Here is an 18,901-nt window from a genome sequence, read left to right as displayed (position 1 = left end):
TCCCTCAAAGACGATGAGGTAGATAGGTTCGAGGTGGAAGTGTGGTGACACATGGAGCTGACGAATACTAATCGATCGAGGACTTAACCAAAAAAGTTTGAAACATTCAATGCACCGTTTATCCAGTTTTGAAAGAATAATTCTTTCAATATGTCTAGTGATGATGGCAAAGAGGTCACACCCGTTCCCATACCGAACACGGAAGTTAAGCTCTTTAGCGCCGATGGTAGTTGGGGGCTTCCCCCTGTGAGAGTAGGACGTCGCTAGGCAAAATAATTTAGGTCGAGAATTTATTTCTCGGCTTTTTTATTTGTGATTTTTTAGCGAGTTAACCCAAATAATACTATAAAAATGGTTATGGTTCCTGCCAACTATCTAGCCGAAGGTTGAGAAGTGAGGAATCTTATCGTAAAAGCAATAGACGATGGAGCAAAATATTGAGCACCGGCTGACGAAGATACAGGACCTAAAGATTTGTTTGGAATAAAATTTGATTAAAAGTAATTCTAAAAGTCATTTTTTTTATAGTAAATGAAAAGAAGGTACATTGAACAAAGAAAGATTAGCTTTCTTTTCCGGTAATTTAGTAAACAGTTTTTATAAATAAGTTAAGTCCCTCGTTAGCGACATAAGCGTACTACTCTGCCTTTTTAAATTCGTTTGAGGTCTCCTTTAATGATTGCGTACATATATAAATCATCAAATTTTCCACAAGTATATTCATAATGCCTCAATAGACCTTCTCTTTTAAACCCCTGATTTTCTACTAATTTTTGTGATGATAAATTCGCAGGATCAATTAGAGCCTCAATTCGTTCCATTTCTAAGTGTTCATAGCCATATTTAATAACAGCTTCTAAAGCTTCACCAGCTATGCCTTGTCCCCAATATTCTTTATTTAATTCAAACCCGATTTCAGCTCGATAATGTTTAGGGTGCATGTTAAGAAAGCCACAACTACCTATAACAACATCAATACTTTTCAGTGTAATCCCCCACCTTATACCTGTACCTTCTTCCAATATAGATTTATACCAACTTATTTCGCTCAAGACGTCATTTGGGGATTCGTATGGCTCTAACCCCATATATTTAACAACGTCTTTATCTGATAGGTATTTATACATATCGTTAGCATCCTCTGGTGTCACTTCTTTTAAAATTAACCTTTCTGTTTCTATTATTGGAAATTTACTCATCATACAGTCTCCCTCTATAAATATTGGTTTTAGTAATCTTATAACATTTTCTATTCTAGAAATTCTCACTTACATTACTTTTTTCTCCTTCTTATTGAACTAAACTACTAGATTAGTTCAATAAGAAATAAAGAGCTGCCTATGCAACTCAATGATCTTCAAGTAAAGCACTCCGTTAGCCATCCAAGTAGCTCAAAACCAGTGCCACACCACAGAATATGAAAGAAGATTAAGTTCTTTCATGAGAGTTTAAGAATCTTTTTTCTTCGCTAGCCATTTTAGTGTTGTTCCAATTAATATAAAAAAAGGCCCTATTATCGTGCCATAATGAAAGTTAGGATTAATTCCCAGGGGTGCAAATATCCCTAACATAATCAATACAAATCCAAAACTTGAAGTTATCTCTCCTATTGCGTTTTTATTAAACTTCTCTATACCAATGAGATCACTGATAAAGATTAAAAATACTCCAAGCAAATAACATATCAAGAAAAATTTGAAGGAAAAATCCACAATAAAAATACTCAAAAGAATTATGATTAAGCCTAAAGATACAAATTTAGTTCTTTTAGATAAACTATTTATAAATTTTCTTTCTTCTTTGAACAAATCCCCCACCTCACTATATAATTTACCATAAAAATCCACATAAATTGTTAAACTATTCTGCTCTGTTAGTACAATAAGAAAAAGAAGCTGTCTATGCAGCTCAATGGTATTTAAGTAAAGCCCCTGAATATAAAAAAGCAATCATCGTAACAAGTAATACACGAATATCCATACTTTTACTAAACGATTAAACTCATTCCTAAATAGAATATTGTAAAGAAATTACTGTATTTTTATTTTGAATGCATCCGTTTGAAGCCATTATATTTCTCATTGGAATATTGTCAACTTGAGTCATCCCTAAATAAGACAGAGCTTTAAATTCATTTTTCAATCTGTATAATCCTATTGAATGTAAGTTCTTTCCCAATCCTGTCCCCAGAAAATTTGGATGCATGCCTATCCAAAAAATGCGTCCTTCATTATCTGTATTTGGTTCTATATGAGGAAAAACTACACCAACAGGTTCATTGTTAACTTTATATACTGTAAACATCTCTTTTACTTGTGACGGGAGTTCGGCCCTCATGCCAGTTAAAAACTTCTCTGCAGCAACAAAACTTGTACCCATCACTTCAGATAAAAATAAGATAGAGTTATTCTCAGAAAATGACCATACTTCATAATCTGATATTGAAACATTTAATGGTGTCATTAAAGATCTCTTATATACAACCCTTTCACCAATTATTTCCATTCTATTCCTTATACAATTTAAGCTAGCTAAAAGAATTTTAGGACACTCAAACCTAACTTTTTTCAGTTTACTACTTTGTAATCTATCTAAAAGTTCATTTATAAGCATATCTATTTCAGAAGCAAGATGAAGTTTATTCTCAAAAATTTCTAAAATAATTACACTATCACTTTTTAGGTAATTTACGCCAACCCTTTGTAAATGTTGAAGCAGATTATCCACGAATTTTCACCTCTTTATATTTACAAAATTCTCCACATTTCATCAATTTCCTTCTTCCTCTATCCGGACCCGCTAGTAAAAAGCATCTCAACTTGTTGTAGAAACGTCCTTGATTGCACAATATGAAAAATAGCTACTTCTCCAATTACTGATATTATTTTTTTTCTTATCGTTTCCAATTGCTCCAAAATGGAATGTATTTGAATCGCTCCAATAAAGCTGCCTAAATGAAACACCATTATTAAGTTCAATCTCCAAAAATAGTTGTGTACCTTCTAGCTTACCTGTTAATGACTGTACATCTTCTAATTTTAATTCATAAAACGCGGCTAGGAATGTATCCTTAGAAGACTGTGAGAATGTGTGAATTCTCTTTCCATCTTCAGTGCTTTCAAAATGGATATTCTTCACCAACTTATCCATAGGGTAAAGTTCTCCTGCCGTTTTTGCCTTTTCATTTGTTCTGGCTACATAAACAGCATCATTTGCAGCAATAATCAAGGAAGTTGGATATCCTTTTATTTCAGAAATAATTGTTCCTTCTTTTAAAAATGCCGCATCACCATTTTGCATCTTGTGATTACTACATGCACTGTCAGCCATCCTATATGTCACTTTACTAAGTTCTTTACCTTTTTCAATCGTTATGGGTAGATCTTCATTTGCTGGCTCTAGAAAATGATGCTCGTACTTTATATCATTAATCATCAGCAAATCCACCCAGTCAATTTCTGCATCAGGACACCCTTTAAGAAAAGTGAAGTTACTGCAAGAAGATATCAACAAAGCAAATACAGAAATAAATATCATATTTCTAAAAACTTTCAACATAACACCTCCTAATTATTAGACACTTATCACAAATTTAAGTTGCAAGAAACGAGCGAATATTCAGATTAACTAATAAAAATGGTAACCGACACACCTGCAATGTTAAAAATTAAAATCTGTGATATCTGCTGAATACGATAAAAAAATAAGAATAGAAAGCTTTCTACTAGATTGTACTACGCAAGAGTGTAGTCGTTTGATACAATAAAACCATAGTATTCAAGAAAGAAACGGCGGGTGTTCGTATGGTTAGTGATATTTTAATAGAAATTGTAACAGCGATTGGCCGCTTTTTAATCAACCCATTAATGTATATCGCAATTTTATTTGCGGTTTTATTAGGTTATAGTCGTGTAAAGCAGGAGCGGAAATTTTTTAATAGACGTATTATTTGGGGTTGGACAGAGCTAATTGGTCAATGGAAATATGGTTGGCTAAATGCCCTCCTCATTTCACTTATAAGTGTTGGTTTAGGTTTATCAGTACCTAAAGCTTTTTTAATGATTTTAATCGCTATTTCTGCGGTAGCACTATTATTGTTCTTCATTAATGCACTTTCACCTATCTATACGATGGGGCTTGCGACGCTAGCAATGTGGTTGATGTACCATTATAATTGGACATTTTCTTGGTGGAAAATCTCTTTAGAAAGTGTAAATTTATTAGATGGTTCCATTATAACGATTACGATTTTAGCAGGTCTAAGTGTGATTGCTGAGGGTATGTTAATTCGTCGAGCAGCAATGAAGGTAACGACACCGCGAGTTGAAAAGACGAAGCGAGGTATGCAGGCAATTGTCTATCGATCAAGAAATGTATGGGTATTGCCAATTTTCTTTGTAATACCTGGTGATATTATTCCGGTAGATTTCCCATATTGGCCGCAATTTACATTAGGAGAGAGTACCTTTTCACTCGTACTATTTCCACTTGTAATAGGTTTTTCAAAGCTTGCTAGAAAAGAATTACCAGCTTTGCAATTGCCTAAAATTGGCCGAGCAGTGCTAATACTAGGACAGATAATTTTAATAGGTGGACTCGCTGCAGCCTTGGAGCCACTCATCGGCTTTATTACGTTGGCAATTGGTGTTGTGATTCGTATCGTTATTTCAATTTTCTATACGCTGCAAGATAAAACGGACATTTATGCGGTTGCACCAAGTTCAAAGGGCGCTATTATTGCGGCAGTCTTACCTGATTCGCCAGCTGAAAAAATGGGTTTACTGGCAGGGGAATGTATTCGTAAAGTAAACGGTCAGGCCATTTTTACTGAAAATGATTTATATGAGGCGTTGCAATTAAATGCTGCACATTGTCGTCTAGAAGTAGTAGATCGTAACAATGAAATACGCTTAACACAGCATGTTATTTATAGCAATGATCATTACCGTATTGGATTACTACTAGCTGAGCAGAGGGATATATGATGGATGTTTTTGGGAAAGTGATGTTAGCGTTGTTTTTACCAGCATTACTCGTATTATTGTTTACTAGAATTACGTTTAATCGGTATGTTGCTTTAATATTGGCAATTGCGCTTATTGCGGCATCTGTTTATGCAGGTCATACTTCGCCACCTATTATATTTGTAATCGATGCATTTTCGTTAACAGTAGGTTTTTGGCTAGCAAGTAAAATGAAAAAAAACAAAAATTAATATAAAGGGTCAGTCAAAAGTGATAGCTTTCTCACTTTTAAGACTGACCTTTTTACATGAAAAATCTTACGGCTGCCATAATGATAACCCCTGCTACAACTGTAATAGATAAACTTTTGGTAATAAGTGCAATAATAAGCGTTGGCACAAAAGTAATAAATACTGGCCAATCGAATGTAACAATTTTTCCGCTTTCTGTATCCAATAAGTTTTCAATTACAAGAGCACTCAAAATACAAACTGGGATAAAGCTTAGCCATTTTAATACAACCTCTGGTAGCTTCACATTTCGGACGAACATAAAAGGGATAATACGCGGTAGCCATGTTACAAGTGCACAGCCAATGATAAGCCATACCATAGTAGCAGTTGTCGTCATTTATCTGTCACCACCCCTATAGTTGCTACAATAACTGTTGAAAGAAGAACAGCCACATGTGAAGGCACAATATAAGAAAGACCATACATAATGACAACCATATAGCCGATTAACATAAGATAATGCATTATTTTACTTTTACCTACACTGCTAAGCTGGAGAACAAGAAGTGCCACAAACATACCAATCAATGCGAAATCTAAGCCCCATTTTTCAGGAGTTGCTACCCATTGTCCTAAATAGGCACCGGTTACACAAGAAAGAATCCAAAATAGGTAAGCAGTTATATTCAGCCCATCCATCCATTTTCCATGTAACTTACCTGTTTGCATTTGCTTTGTAACAGCAACACCAAATGTTTCGTCCGTCAATAATGTGCCGAAACCAACATTTCTTAGCATGGAATAGCGTGTGAAATGAGGAGCTAATGTTAAACTCATTAATAAATGGCGTAGATTTACAACAAAAATGGTTACAATAATAGCAGAAGCAGGACTATTTGTTAAAAGAAGTGCACAAAAGATAAATTGTGCGGAGCCTGCATAGATGAGTATAGTTAATAGGGCAATTTCGAGTACAGATAACCCAGAAGCGGAACCTACAACACCGAAAGCGAGTCCTATGCTAATATAACCGAGTAAAGTAGGGACACTATCTTTAACGCCTTGTAAAAAGCTATCGTCTGGCGCGTTTGCTGTTTCATTTTGAAAATCTGTTGTACTTGTCATAAATAGATCGTCCTTTCTTAAAAATTTCCATGTATACTAATAATGGAATAGTCTGATAGTTCGTGTGTTTATTAAAGTATACATATGTCTTATAAAATAAACAATAGAAATTGGTGAATAAAAATGGAGCAAATGAGTCGAAATTTGGCATTTCAATTAAAGAAGATCCGGCAACAACGTCATTTAAGCTTAGACGATGTTGCCAAAGCTACAGGGGTAAGTAAAGCGCAACTTGCTCAAATTGAAAAAGGGGAGGCAAATCCTACAGTATCAACGATTTGGAAAATTGCTGCGGGAATGCGCACTTCATTTTCTTCGTTATTACAACCACCTACAGCTCATTTCATGAAATATAGTAGTAAGGATGCGCCACATGTAGATGAAGATGAGGGACGATATCGTGTATATTCCATTATTCCTTATAATCCAGAACGTGGCTGGGAACTTTATAAGGTTGAGATGGAGCCTGGTGCCTCTAGCAGGAGTGAAGCCCACACAGAAGGGGTAGAAGAGACGGTAACTGTTATTCAAGGACAAGCCATCATTTCTGCTGGGGAGATGCATGAATTACTAGAAGAAGGGGATACACTAGTATTCTCAGGGCATCAGCCACATGAGTATAAAAATACTTCGGAAAAGTTAACGATTTTACATTTAATATTGCAATATAAATAGAGGTGTCGATTTTGAGTGAATGGTTTACTGTAGATAATATTGAGCAGATTGCGGCACAATATAGAACGCTTGGCCCAGTCATTGGTTTATTTTTAACGTTTATAGAGGCGTTTTTTCCGTTTTTACCTTTAGTCGTGTTCGTTGTCGCCAATGCGAGCGCATTTGGTTTATGGTTAGGTTTTTTATTATCATGGATAGGATCTGTAGCGGGATCATATGCAGTATTTTTGCTTGTCCGACATTTTGGCAAGCATCCAAAGCTTCGATTTGTAACAGGCAGTAAAAAAGTGGAGAAGCTAATTAAATGGGTAGATATGAATGGTATTAGTCCTCTGTTCGTGTTACTTTGTTTTCCTTTTACACCCTCAATCATTGTAAACATTGTAGCGGGGCTATCTCATATTCATAAAAAGTTTTATTTTGTGGTGTTATTGGCTGGAAAGTTCGTTATGATTTTAGGAATGAGCGTGCTTGGTTACGATTTAAAGTCGCTCCTAACAAGCCCTGTAAGACTGATAATTGCGGCTGTTGCGATTGTCGTGCTTTGGTGGGTTGGGAAGCTTATAGAGAAACGATTAAACGCGCGTGTAGAGAGAGATTTAAAACAAGCGCGAAAATTGACGAAAAATCACCAACGTTGAAAGTTGAATATGCACATCTTCCCCCTTTTATCATGTAAAATGAGAGAAGGGGTTTTTTATCTTACAAATACGTAGGCAGTGCTCGAGTAATATGGAGTAGCGCTTAGATAAAATATAAAAATGCACAGTTAGAGAAGCAAAAAGTTCGGGGGTACTATCAAAGTGATCGGGTCCATGCAAAACTGCTCATATGAAATGGACTGGTAAAGTGATCAGAGAAAACTGCTCAGGTAGATGGGTGAAGTGATCGGGTCGAAGCGAAAACAGCTCTGGTAGACCGTCAAAGTGATCGGTTCAAAGAGAAAACAGCTCAGGTAGACTGGCAAAGTGATCGGGTCAATGAGGAAACTGCTCAGGTGAAGTCGCAAAGTGATCGGGTCGAAGTGAAAACTGCTCAGGTAGGCCAGCAAAGCCCGTATATTTACGACTAACATTTTTTTAAATAGATTATTAACAGGAGGAGAAAAGTACATGACATTGCGTATTGTATCAGGACGTTCAGGGACGGGTAAATCAACGTTTATTCATCAAGAGATTGTCGAGCAACTAAAATCAGAGCCGTTAGGTCATCCAATTTTTGTGATTGTACCTGACCAGATGTCTTATTCAACGGAGTATGAGCTTACGAATAAGCATGGCTTGCAAGGCTTAATCCGTGCGCAGGTCATGACATTTAAACGATTAGCATGGCTAGTATTACAGGAAACGGGTGGTATTGCTCGAAAAGAAGTAAATGGCTATGGCTATCGAATGCTTATTCGCAAACTTTTAGAGGAACAAAAAAGTGAGTTTTCATTATTTCGACAAGCAGCAGGGAAACGGGGCTTTACGGAGGAAATTGAAACGCTATTACGAGAGTTTAGTCGTTATAGTGTAAATAGTTCGGTGCTAGCTGAAGTGTCAGCGTCTTTGCAGGCCATTGATGCGCCTAATACATTGCAAGCGAAGACGAATGATTTACAAGTAGTTTTGCAAGCTTTGGAGGAACGACTTGGCACGACGTATGTCGATAGTGAGGGGTATTATCCGATTTTAACCGAGCAACTAAAATACTCCGAGACGATGAAGCAGGCGTCGATTTATATAGATGGTTTTACAGCATTTACAGTAAGAGAATTTGAACTTGTAAAAGAGTTATTAAAGGTGACGAAACAGGTAACCGTAGTTCTTCCCTTCGACCATATTGAAGAAGTTTATGATGAGCAATCTTTATTCTATGAAGCCGCATCTACTAACCAACGTTTGCACGACATTGCAAATGAAGAAGGCATTGAAGTTGAAGCACCACTGCACTTCTACAATACGTATCGTTTTCAATCTGGTGATTTACAACATATGGAAGCTAGATTTGCTGATATGGTGCCTCCAACGAAAGAAACATCAGGTGATGTAATGGTACTTGAAGCATCTAATCGACGTGCGGAGATACATGCCATTGCCCGGGAAATAACAAAGCTGACAAGAGAGAAGGGGTATCGTTATCAAGATATAGTACTTCTTTATAGACAAGCAGAAGTCTATGACCCGCTCATTACAACAATTTTCCAACAATATGAAATTCCTATTTTTACTAATTCGAAAAAGACGATGCTGCATCACCCTTTAATTGAACTTAGTCGCTCTGCTTTAAAAGTTATTACTTCTAATTGGAAATATGAACCGGTTTTTCGTAGTGTGAAAACTGATTTATTTTTCCCGTTACATGCTGAATTAAATGTTTGGCGAGAACGTGCGGATCGTTTAGAAAACTACTGTTTAGCACAGGGTGTCTTTGGTGAGCGCTGGTTTGAGGAAGCTCGATGGTTTTTCAAAAAGTATCGTGGACTTGAATTCCATTCACGCGTACAAACGGACGAAGAACGTGCTATGCAGGCAGAAATCGAGGCCATTCGCGATGAAGTTCGTCAGCCGCTTAAAATATTACAGGACAAGCTAGAAGTGGCGACAACAGGACGAGATGTAGCGACAGCTTTATTTGAGTTGATTGAAAGTTTAAATGTTTATGAAAAGCTTCAAGCAATGAAAGACCGTGAACTTGATCGAGGCGATGCATTAGCTGCAAGTGAGCATGATCAAGCGTGGAAAGAATGGATTGCGGTGCTCGATCAGTTTGTTTATATGTTTGGTGAGCAGGAGATGTCCGTGGAGGAAGCGGCGAAAATTTTAGATGAGGGCTTTGATACATTAGAATTTTCACGTATCCCACCTACATTAGATGAGGTCATGGTAGCGACAGTTGATTTAGCTCGTTTATCGAATATAAAAGTCGCTTTTGTTTTAGGAATGAATGATGGAGTCTATCCAACTCGTATAGATTATGAGGGATTGCTGTCAGATACCGAACGTGAATGGTTTGGTCAAATTGGTTATGAGCTAGCGCCGACATCTAAAAATCGTTTACTGCAGGAGAATTTCTTGCTATATCGAGCTTTAACGACGCCATCCGATAAATTATATATGTCCTATCCAACGGCAGATGAAGAGGGCAAGGCGCTACTGTCTTCACTCTATATAAAGAAAATTATCGGCAATGATAAAACAGCTGGCCTGTTGAGCGGTGTTGAGGTCGAGCGTGTTGTGATTGATCCAATTGAACTACTGGATGAAAGTGCATTACCGTATTTACGCCATCCGCGTACAGCTTTAGCACATTTAATGGTGCAAAAACGCCAAGCTGAACATAGCCGAGAGCTGGCGCCAGAGTGGCTTGCTTTACAAAAATATTATCAACAGGACCCTTATTGGGCACTTGTTTATGATCGAGTTTTACATCCAATCACTCATAAAAATGAAGCAGAGCCATTAGAAAACTACATCACTCAGGAATTATATGGTCAAAAACTAACATCTAGTGTGTCTCGTATTGAAAAATATTTCCGTTGCCCATTTTCTCATTTTACAACGTATGGACTTCATCTAGAAGAGCGGGCAGAGTACAGACTAGAAACATTTGCAATGGGCGATTTATTCCATGAGGCATTGAAATGGATTACGGAAGAGACACACCGTCTGCAACTATCATGGATACGTTTAACAAAGCAGCAAATTAAACAATTAGCACGCCAAGCTGTAGAGCAAATTGTACCTGTGTTTTCTCATCAAATCTTACTATCAAGCGCACGTTATCGTTACATTCAACGCAAGCTTATTCGTATTGTCGAGCGAACAATGACGGCACTTACGCAGCATGCGAATGTATCCCACTTTAAGCCAATTGCCATTGAGGCATCATTTGGACCGGGACAAAATGAACAGCTTCCTCCGCTTGAAATTGATTTAACAGGTGGTAAGAAAATGTTTATGCGAGGCCGTATTGATAGGGTGGATAGTGCGTCTATTGATGACCGCTCTTATTTACGAATCGTCGATTATAAATCATCCGCTCGTGATTTAGATTTGAATGAGGTTTATCACGGATTGTCTCTACAGGTACTAACGTATTTAGATGTGGCGATGGAAAATTCGTCTTATTGGCTGCCAGGTGAGGCGGAGCCAGCTGGGGTTCTTTATGTACATGTCCACAATCCAATGCTAAAGCTTGATAAGGATTTAAGCGATAGTGAAATTGAAGAAGACCGTTTAAAACAATACAAAATGAAAGGTCTTTTGTCAGAAAATGCGGAGTCCATTTTATCGATGGACGAGCAATTAGAGGAATCAAGTGGGCATTCAAAAATCATTCCTGTCTATATGAAAAAAGATGGGACACCGTCAGAATCTCAGTCGCGTATTGTACCTGTTAAAGATATGAAAAATCTACAGCATTTTGTACGACGCAAGCATCAAGAGGCTGGTGATGGAATTTTAGCAGGAGATACCTCCATTAGTCCTTATAAACTTAAAACAAAAACAGCATGCGACTACTGTCAATTTACAGCTGTTTGCCAATTTGACCCATCTGATGGCAAGCAAAGCTATCGTCAGTTACAGCAAGCAAAACCGAATGATATCGTTGAGAAAATTCGGAAGGAGATGAAGTAAGTTGGTACAAAAAATACCCGAAAAGCCAGCGGAAGTAACGTGGACTGACGACCAATGGAAGGCCATCTATGCAAGCGGTCAGGATACACTTGTATCGGCTGCGGCAGGCTCTGGTAAAACGGCAGTACTTATTAATCGTATGATTGAAAAGGTAGTTGCGACAGAGGATCCCATCAATGTGGACGAGTTACTTGTCGTAACATTTACAAATGCATCCGCTGCTGAGATGCGTCACCGTATGGCGGAGGCACTTGAAAAGGCTATTGCAGAAAATCCAACTTCCAACCATTTGCGACGCCAGCTAAGCCTTGTCAATAAAGCACAAATTTCAACGCTGCATTCCTTCTGTTTAGCCATTGTTAAACAGTATGCCTATATGTTAGATATTGACCCAGGCTTTCGTATAGCGAATGAGGCGGAGGTTGCGTTATTAAGGGACGATATATTAGCAGAAGTATTAGAAGATGCTTACGATTCTGAGGATGAGGCTCAGGTTCAAGCAATCTACCGTCTTGTTGATAGCTTTACGTCGGATCGAGATGATCAGGCTATCGAAACATTAATAAGCAAGCTTTATGATACGTCTCGTGTTCATGCAGAGCCTCAAAAATGGCTTCGTAGTCTACCAGAGACATATGACTTAGCAGCGGACATAACCATTGATGATTTAGAGCTGTCGAAATATGTGAAGTTAACAGTCAAGCATAGTCTTGATGAGGCATTCGTCTTAATTTCTGAAATGCGTGCCATTACGCTACAGCCCGAGGGACCTGCACCATACGCTGAAACCGCAGAAATGGATTTTGCTATGATTCAGGAAGGCATTCGCATTAGCCGTGAAGGAACGTGGCAGGAACTTTTTGATTATTTTGGTACGGTGAAATGGTCAACTTTAAAGCGTGTATCAAAGGATGCTTTAGTGGATGTGGAGCTACAGGAGCTTGCCAAGAAAAAACGTGAGGCAGCTAAAAAAATTGTGAACAAACTGAAAGAGACTTATTTCGTTCGTACTCCTGCACGCTTGCTTGAAGAAATACGATTAATGGGGCCGACAATCGGAACATTAGTCGAATTAACAAATGTTTTTAGTGAACAGTTCCGCATGGCAAAATTAGAACGAGGAATTATTGATTTCTCGGATTTAGAGCATTTCGCATTGCAAATTTTAACTGTAGAAGTTGAAGGTGAATTACAGTCTTCACCTGTTGCACTAGACTTGAAACAACGGTTTAAAGAAGTACTTGTTGATGAATACCAAGATACAAATATGCTTCAAGAAACAATATTGCAGCTTGTGAAAACAGGTAGTGAGCAAGATGGAAATCTATTTATGGTTGGGGATGTAAAACAAAGCATCTACCGTTTCCGTTTAGCAGAACCGAAGCTTTTTATGCGCAAGTATAGTGAGTTTCTAGAGGTCCCAGATTTAACGGGAATGCGTATAGATTTAAACGCTAATTTCCGTAGTCGAAAAGAAGTGTTGAACGCTACAAACTATGTATTCGCACAAATTATGGGTGAGCGTGTAGGAGAAATTCTTTATGATGAAAATGCTTCATTAAAGCCAACAGCACCGTATGATGATAAAGAAGTTCCGGTAGAGTTAGTCATCATGCATCCTCCTGAAGAAGAGGCGTTGGACGAAGAGGCGGAAGACATTACAAGTGACGCCTCTGAACTAGAGGAATTAAAAAAATCACAGTATGAGGCACGTTTTATCATTGAGCGTATTCGGCAGATGATGGAGGATGGGACAACCGTATTCGATACAAAAACGAAGACAGAACGTCCGTTAAAATATAGTGATATTGTGATTTTAATGCGTTCAATGACATGGTCAACTGATTTAGTTGAGGAATTTAAGCTTGCGGGAATCCCTCTATATGCGGAGTCCTCTAAAGGGTATTTTGATGCGCTTGAAGTCATGATTATGCTGAATGTACTAAAGGTTGTCGATAATCCATATCAGGATATTCCTTTAGCTTCAGTACTACGCGCACCATTTGTTGGCTTAACAGAAAATGAGTTAGCAAAAATACGGTTAGCAGATAAAAAAGCGCCATTTTATGATGCATTAAGGCAATTTATTCGTAGTGACGGGCATGGTGTGCAATCAGACACTTTTGTGAAGCTTCAACGATTTATGCTAGCATTTGAAAACTGGCGAGATTTAGCACGACGTGGTTCACTGTCAGATTTAATTTGGAAAGTTTATTTAGACACGCATTATTATGAGATGGTTGGGGCGATGCCGAATGGTAAGCAGCGTCAGGCCAACTTACGCATTTTACATGATCGTGCTTTAATGTATGAGAAAACAGCCTTTCGAGGACTATTTCGCTTTTTACGTTTTATTGATCGTATGCGTACGCGTGGGGATGATTTAGGAACAGCTAAATCGATTGGAGAAAAGGATGATGTTGTGCGTCTTGTAACGATCCACACTTCAAAAGGTTTGGAATACCCTGTTGTCTTTGTTGCAGGGATGGGGAGACCGTTTAATAAAATGGATTTCCACAATCCATATTTATTCGATCAAGATTTTGGCCTTGCCGTGAAGGCAATTGATCCAGAAAATCGTATTACGTATACATCTCTACCATTTTTAGCTCTGAAGGAGAAAAAGGAGCTTGAAATGCGGGCGGAGGAAATGCGTGTATTATACGTAGCGATGACACGGGCGAAGGAGCGACTTATTTTAGTAGGCTCCGTGAAAAATTGGAGTAAAACGCTCGATAACTGGCAGGATGCTCAAAGCTTGCCGGTGGATGCCCCACTACAGGAATATTTACGCGCGAGAGCTAATAGCTATTTTGATTGGCTTGGACCTGCAGTTGCTAGACACGCAGATTTTGCAACACTTGCTTCTTCCACTTATAAGGCACCTGAAGATGTATCGCATTGGTGGGTACGTGCTGTTGAAACAAGCCATTATGCGTATGACATACAGGTGTTAGAGGATGACATACAGCCATTGTTAGAAACGCCAGAGGAAGAAGCTTTGCTGTCGGAAATTGCGATGCGCTTTCAAGCACAGTATGCATATCAAAAATCAACACAAAAACGCTCCAAAACATCTGTAAGTGAAATTAAGCGTTTAGAAAATCTACAGCGACAGGAGGAGCCTGAATATTACTTTTCAGTACCTTCTAAGCAAAAAACGACAACTATTGCGCCCCGTCCAACCTTTTTACAGGACAAACAGATGACAGGTGCAGAAATAGGAACAGCTGTCCATACAGTCATGCAGCATGTACCTCAAAACGGCTTTACGGATGTACAGGAGGTTAAGGAGTTTGTCGCTCATTTAGTGACAAGGCAGCTTCTGACCGAGGCGGAGGGCAAGGTTGTTCCATGGAAAAAAATATATAATTTCTTTACAACAGATATTGGACAACGCTTTAAAAAAGCAAAAACAATCCGGAGAGAGCTACCATTTACGATTAGTAGAGTAGATGAAGATGGCGACGCTCAAATTGTCCAAGGGATTATTGATTGCTTATTTGAGGATGAGAATGGTGAATGGATTTTGCTTGATTATAAGACAGATCGTATTCAATCACATTTTGCTGAGGAACCAGCGCTAACGAAGGAACTCTTAGATCGATATGGTGTTCAGCTGAGAGTTTATAGTGAGGCGATTGAATCTATCCTTCAAATTAAAGTAAGTGATAAGGTTCTATATTTATTCGATATTGAACGGGCTTTACAAGCATAAGTGAACGCGGTGTAAACAGGGCTTTCTGATATAGTTTCATAATAAGGGAATGAATTTAGAGAGCCCTGTTTTCACCATATACATAGAGGAGGCTATTTTGTGGAGTTAAAACCGACAATGTTGCAGGAACGCATCGCAACATTAGATATTTTACGTGGTATTAGCTTACTAGGCATTTTACTCGTTAATATGTTTGCCTTTTATTTGCCAATGCCATATATTGATTTGGCATCATGGTTTACAACACCGTCAGATATGGTGTGGCAGCAAAATTTAGATATTTATGTACAAAGTAGCTTTTATCCACTGTTTGCCATGTTATTTGGCTATGGACTCGCTATGCAATGGCAGAAAGCACAGAGTCGTGAACAAAATTTTTATGAGTTAGGACTGCGAAGACTTTCTGTAATATTTGTATTTGGTTTGATACATGCTGTGCTTATTTGGTGGGGCGACATTTTGATGATGTATGCATTTTGCGGCATTTTTTTATTACTTTTACTACGTCTACATCCTATTTGGTTATTGTCAATCGGTATTATGATTAACGGCGTTATGCAAGCTTTTATGTTATTTGTTGTAGGATATATTAATTTTAATACGAAAATTGATGAGTATTTAGATATTACTTCGGTAGAGCAGGCGATAAGTGCTTACGGAACGGGCAGTTGGATGGATGCATTTATGCAACGTTTAACCGATTTATCTGTTCAGGCGGGGATCGGCATGTGGTTTGTGGCGTTATTTACAATTTTACCATTTATGTTAATTGGTGCCGCAGCTTCTAAATGGCGTTTAGTGGAACGAGCAAGGGAGCTAAAATGGCTTTGGCTGGCATTAGCAATAGCTGGATTAGCAGTTGGTATTTTTATTAAGAGCTTACCAATCATGTTTACACGTACGTATTTATTAGACTACTTGAAAGCATACATAGGTGGTCCAATTTTAGCAGTTGGCTATACGGGGCTCATTGTTTTACTTTGTTTACTTCCATTTGTATCAAAGCTGCTTAGTCCTTTTGCAAAAATGGGGCGCATGTCATTAACGATGTACATACTTCAATCGATCATTGGAACATGTTTGTTTTATCAATTTGGATTTGGCTGGTATGGAAAAGTGAGCGTCGCAACAGGTGTGTTAATAGCAGTCAGTATTATAATTGTCCAAATGATTGTGGCAGAAATTTGGCTAGCGAAATGGCAACAAGGTCCATTAGAGGCTTTATGGCGCAAATTAACATATAAAGCGAAAATTAAAGCAGGGTAATTAGTGCTTGATTCTCTTGTGAAAAGCGAGCAATCTGCGGTGAAAATAGCCTTCATTTTTAATGTGACGGCAACATAAAGTGAATGAATGCGTCTTGTATAATAAGAATAATTAATTGCGATTTGGCTCATTAGCAAAAGTGATTTTGGATGTTACGTAAATAAGTTGATTGTAGTGGAGACTGGGCGACTCCTTGGGGATCAGCAATAGAGGAACGAAGGCTAAAACCATCACATCCTGTGATAACGCCTTCGTGACCAACATCCTGTTGGCCCAAGCGGCTCATCGGACGCCCCCAGGAAGCTCTGCGCGAAAGCGAAGCGTCAGCGGCAAATGTTTTATCTGTGCGAAAGCGAAGCGGCAGCAACAAATGTTTTCTGTAGCGAAAGCAAAGCGACAGCTACAAAGCGCCCAGTCGGAACGGAAATCAACTCCACGTTATGGTGAAGAGCCTGCTAAATATTAGGAATAAAAATAGTTGTCGCAAAAGTAAGGCAATTCCTATAATATTGTTGTATCATGTAGAAAAAAGAAGGAGCTCTGAAAATCATGAAAATTTTATCATTTAAATTAGGTGGACATGTAAGCTTTGGACCAAAAGTAAAAAAAGAAGAAGCGGTATGGGATGTACTCGCTATTCAAAATGAACTTCAAGTTCTCCCTTCTTTTTCAAGTTCAATTGTAGATGGCATTGCTCTAGGCTTTGATTTTGTTGAACAGATTCGTAAATTAGTAGAAGCCGCTGAGAAATCAGACCGTGCAGAGAGCTTCAAACGTGAATTTACAGTGATTGAGTGGTTATCACCGATTCCACGCACACCAAAAAACATTATGTGTATTGGGAAAAACTATGATGAACATGCTAAAGAAATGGGTGCAGAGGCAGCTCCAACAGACTTAATGGTATTTACAAAGTCTCCGACTGCTATTGCAGCTGATGGCCAAACAATTTCTATCCATGCTGATCTTTCATCGAAAATGGATTATGAAGGCGAATTAGCAGTTGTCATTGGTAAACGTGGTAAAAATATTCCGAAAAACTTAGCATACGATTATGTATTTGGCTACACAATTGCCAATGATATAACAGCTCGTGATTTACAAGAAAAGCATAAGCAATTCTTCTTAGGAAAAAGCTTAGAAGGAACTTGTCCACTTGGACCTTACCTTGTAACAAAAGATGAAATTCCGAATCCACAAGAATTAACAGTGGTAACAAAAGTGAACGACGAAGTGCGTCAAAACGGCTCAACAAAAGATATGATGTTCACTGTAGAATCATTAGTATCGATTTTATCTCAGCATGTAACATTAGAGCCAGGCGATGTTATTCTAACGGGTACTCCAGCGGGTGTTGGCAAAGGCATGAATCCGCCACAATTCTTAAAAGCTGGGGATACTGTGAAAGTATCTATCCAAGGCATCGGTACTTTAGCAAATCATTTTGAATAATTTTTCAAATCCGCGTGAGTTTACCTCCGCGGATTTTTAACTTCTTTCAGCGGGTTTCTACGCAAAAGTGAAGCGTCAGCGGCAAATGTTTTCTGCGCGAAAGCGAAGCGACAGCAACAATTATGCCGAGGCATAATTAATGTATATTACATGAACACTATTGTAATGTTTGAAACCCTTTCCATCACATGGTAGGATAGAGTTTGATAGAAAAAAGAATATGAGGTGGGGACAATAATGGATTTCTTAACTAGCCAAACGCATTTGCATATTACTACTTGGGTAGTTGCAATCGTAATCTTTTTAATTGCGGCATTAATGGGCAAGCAGTCAAAAGGCTTACATATGACATTACGTTTATTCTACATTTTAATTATCATTACGGGTGGGGCACTATTCATTAAAGGCATGGATTTTAATATGGGTATGCTCTACGGCTTTAAATTCCTAGGCGGTATATTAGTTATTGGTATGATGGAAATGGTATTAGTTCGTCAAAAGAAAAATAAACCAACAGGACTGTTTTGGATTTTATTTGCAGTATTCTTATTCATTACATTATTTTTAGGCTTCAAATTGCCAATGGGAATAAATTTCTTGGCATAATTATTTTGAAAAGTCGTGAAGATTTCGCTTCACGGCTTTTATTTTTGGGGGGAAGTTTAAATCGCTCAGGTAGCTTGAAAAAGTGATCGGGTAAGCCGTAGAAGTGATCAGGTATGCTAGAGAACTACTCAGGTAGCTCAAAAAATCGCTCGGCTCCCCCGACCAAGCCCCTAAATGAATTTATAGGAGAAGTTGACACCTTTTTGCCGTAATTAATTTTGCATTTTCGGAAAATATTTT

At 38.2% G+C, this 18,901-nt stretch carries 16 protein-coding genes and 2 rRNA genes; 12 read left to right on the top strand and 6 right to left on the bottom strand.

Going from position 1 to position 18,901, the window contains the following annotated elements; translation table 11 throughout:
• Positions 1–91 (top strand): 23S ribosomal RNA (locus AC1DCY_RS10465); the annotation flags it as partial.
• Between the two features lie 62 nt (positions 92–153).
• Positions 154–269, top strand: a 5S ribosomal RNA gene (gene rrf, locus AC1DCY_RS10460).
• A 381-nt stretch (positions 270–650) separates the two neighbouring features.
• Here the strand turns inward: rrf and AC1DCY_RS10455 are convergent.
• From AC1DCY_RS10455 to AC1DCY_RS10440, 4 genes are all read right to left on the bottom strand, one after another.
• Positions 651–1,199, bottom strand: a complete 549-nt coding sequence (locus tag AC1DCY_RS10455) for a GNAT family N-acetyltransferase (RefSeq protein ID WP_477349842.1) — start codon at positions 1,197–1,199, stop codon at positions 651–653.
• A 249-nt stretch (positions 1,200–1,448) separates the two neighbouring features.
• Positions 1,449–1,808, bottom strand: coding sequence for a hypothetical protein (locus AC1DCY_RS10450; RefSeq protein ID WP_477349840.1), 360 nt, complete (start codon positions 1,806–1,808; stop codon positions 1,449–1,451).
• 199 nt (positions 1,809–2,007) lie between these two features.
• Positions 2,008–2,727 (bottom strand): GNAT family N-acetyltransferase, encoded by a 720-nt coding sequence (locus AC1DCY_RS10445; protein ID WP_477349838.1) that lies wholly within the window; start codon positions 2,725–2,727, stop codon positions 2,008–2,010.
• Positions 2,728–2,814: 87 nt separating this feature from the next.
• Positions 2,815–3,555 carry a hypothetical protein gene (locus tag AC1DCY_RS10440; RefSeq protein ID WP_477349836.1) on the bottom strand — a complete coding sequence of 247 codons (741 nt, stop codon included), beginning with the start codon at positions 3,553–3,555 and terminating at the stop codon, positions 2,815–2,817.
• A 248-nt stretch (positions 3,556–3,803) separates the two neighbouring features.
• Here AC1DCY_RS10440 and AC1DCY_RS10435 point away from each other — a divergent pair, with 248 nt between their 5' ends.
• Both AC1DCY_RS10435 and AC1DCY_RS10430 read left to right on the top strand, forming a co-directional pair.
• A complete protein-coding gene (locus AC1DCY_RS10435) occupies positions 3,804–4,985 on the top strand; it encodes a PDZ domain-containing protein (RefSeq protein WP_477349834.1) in 1,182 nt (393 codons plus the stop codon).
• A complete protein-coding gene (locus AC1DCY_RS10430) occupies positions 4,985–5,215 on the top strand; it encodes a DUF2198 family protein (RefSeq protein WP_477349832.1) in 231 nt (76 codons plus the stop codon). The genes AC1DCY_RS10435 and AC1DCY_RS10430 overlap by 1 nt, the downstream gene beginning before the upstream one ends.
• A 52-nt stretch (positions 5,216–5,267) precedes the next feature.
• Here the strand turns inward: AC1DCY_RS10430 and AC1DCY_RS10425 are convergent, their stop codons facing one another.
• Together AC1DCY_RS10425 and AC1DCY_RS10420 are read right to left on the bottom strand one after the other, a co-directional pair.
• Complete coding sequence (locus AC1DCY_RS10425; RefSeq protein ID WP_477349830.1) at positions 5,268–5,594, bottom strand: AzlD domain-containing protein; 327 nt, start codon at positions 5,592–5,594, stop codon at positions 5,268–5,270.
• Entirely contained in the window at positions 5,591–6,322 is a 732-nt protein-coding gene (locus AC1DCY_RS10420) for an AzlC family ABC transporter permease (protein WP_477349828.1), read from the bottom strand. Before AC1DCY_RS10420 ends, AC1DCY_RS10425 begins: the two co-directional genes overlap by 4 nt.
• Positions 6,323–6,445: 123 nt before the next feature.
• On the opposite strand from AC1DCY_RS10420, the gene AC1DCY_RS10415 reads away from it, so the two are divergent.
• The 8 genes from AC1DCY_RS10415 to AC1DCY_RS10380 all read left to right on the top strand — a co-directional run bounded on the left by AC1DCY_RS10415 (position 6,446) and on the right by AC1DCY_RS10380 (position 18,661).
• On the top strand, positions 6,446–6,997 hold the full coding sequence (locus AC1DCY_RS10415; protein WP_477349826.1) for a helix-turn-helix domain-containing protein: 552 nt from the start codon (positions 6,446–6,448) through the stop codon (positions 6,995–6,997).
• Positions 6,998–7,008: 11 nt separating this feature from the next.
• The gene (locus AC1DCY_RS10410; RefSeq protein WP_477349824.1) at positions 7,009–7,638 is read left to right on the top strand and encodes a TVP38/TMEM64 family protein; all 630 of its coding nucleotides are present in this window, start codon (positions 7,009–7,011) and stop codon (positions 7,636–7,638) included.
• Between the two features lie 471 nt (positions 7,639–8,109).
• Positions 8,110–11,619, top strand: a complete 3,510-nt coding sequence (addB, locus tag AC1DCY_RS10405) for a helicase-exonuclease AddAB subunit AddB (protein WP_477349822.1) — start codon at positions 8,110–8,112, stop codon at positions 11,617–11,619.
• Position 11,620: 1 nt separating this feature from the next.
• On the top strand, positions 11,621–15,337 hold the full coding sequence (gene addA / locus AC1DCY_RS10400) for a helicase-exonuclease AddAB subunit AddA (RefSeq protein ID WP_477349821.1): 3,717 nt from the start codon (positions 11,621–11,623) through the stop codon (positions 15,335–15,337).
• A 99-nt stretch (positions 15,338–15,436) separates the two neighbouring features.
• Positions 15,437–16,603 (top strand): DUF418 domain-containing protein, encoded by a 1,167-nt coding sequence (locus tag AC1DCY_RS10395; protein WP_477349820.1) that lies wholly within the window; start codon positions 15,437–15,439, stop codon positions 16,601–16,603.
• 193 nt (positions 16,604–16,796) lie between these two features.
• A complete protein-coding gene (locus AC1DCY_RS10390; RefSeq protein ID WP_477349819.1) occupies positions 16,797–17,069 on the top strand; it encodes a hypothetical protein in 273 nt (90 codons plus the stop codon).
• 83 nt (positions 17,070–17,152) lie between these two features.
• A complete protein-coding gene (locus AC1DCY_RS10385; RefSeq protein WP_477349818.1) occupies positions 17,153–18,055 on the top strand; it encodes a fumarylacetoacetate hydrolase family protein in 903 nt (300 codons plus the stop codon).
• A 237-nt stretch (positions 18,056–18,292) separates the two neighbouring features.
• Positions 18,293–18,661, top strand: coding sequence for a YisL family protein (locus AC1DCY_RS10380; RefSeq protein ID WP_477349816.1), 369 nt, complete (start codon positions 18,293–18,295; stop codon positions 18,659–18,661).
• Positions 18,662–18,901 lie beyond the last annotated feature (240 nt).

The sequence above is a fragment of the Lysinibacillus sp. 10T31 genome (assembly GCF_056394365.1).
The sequence above is the reverse complement of the archived record's forward strand: the minus strand, read 5'-3'. Positions and strand labels throughout refer to the sequence as shown.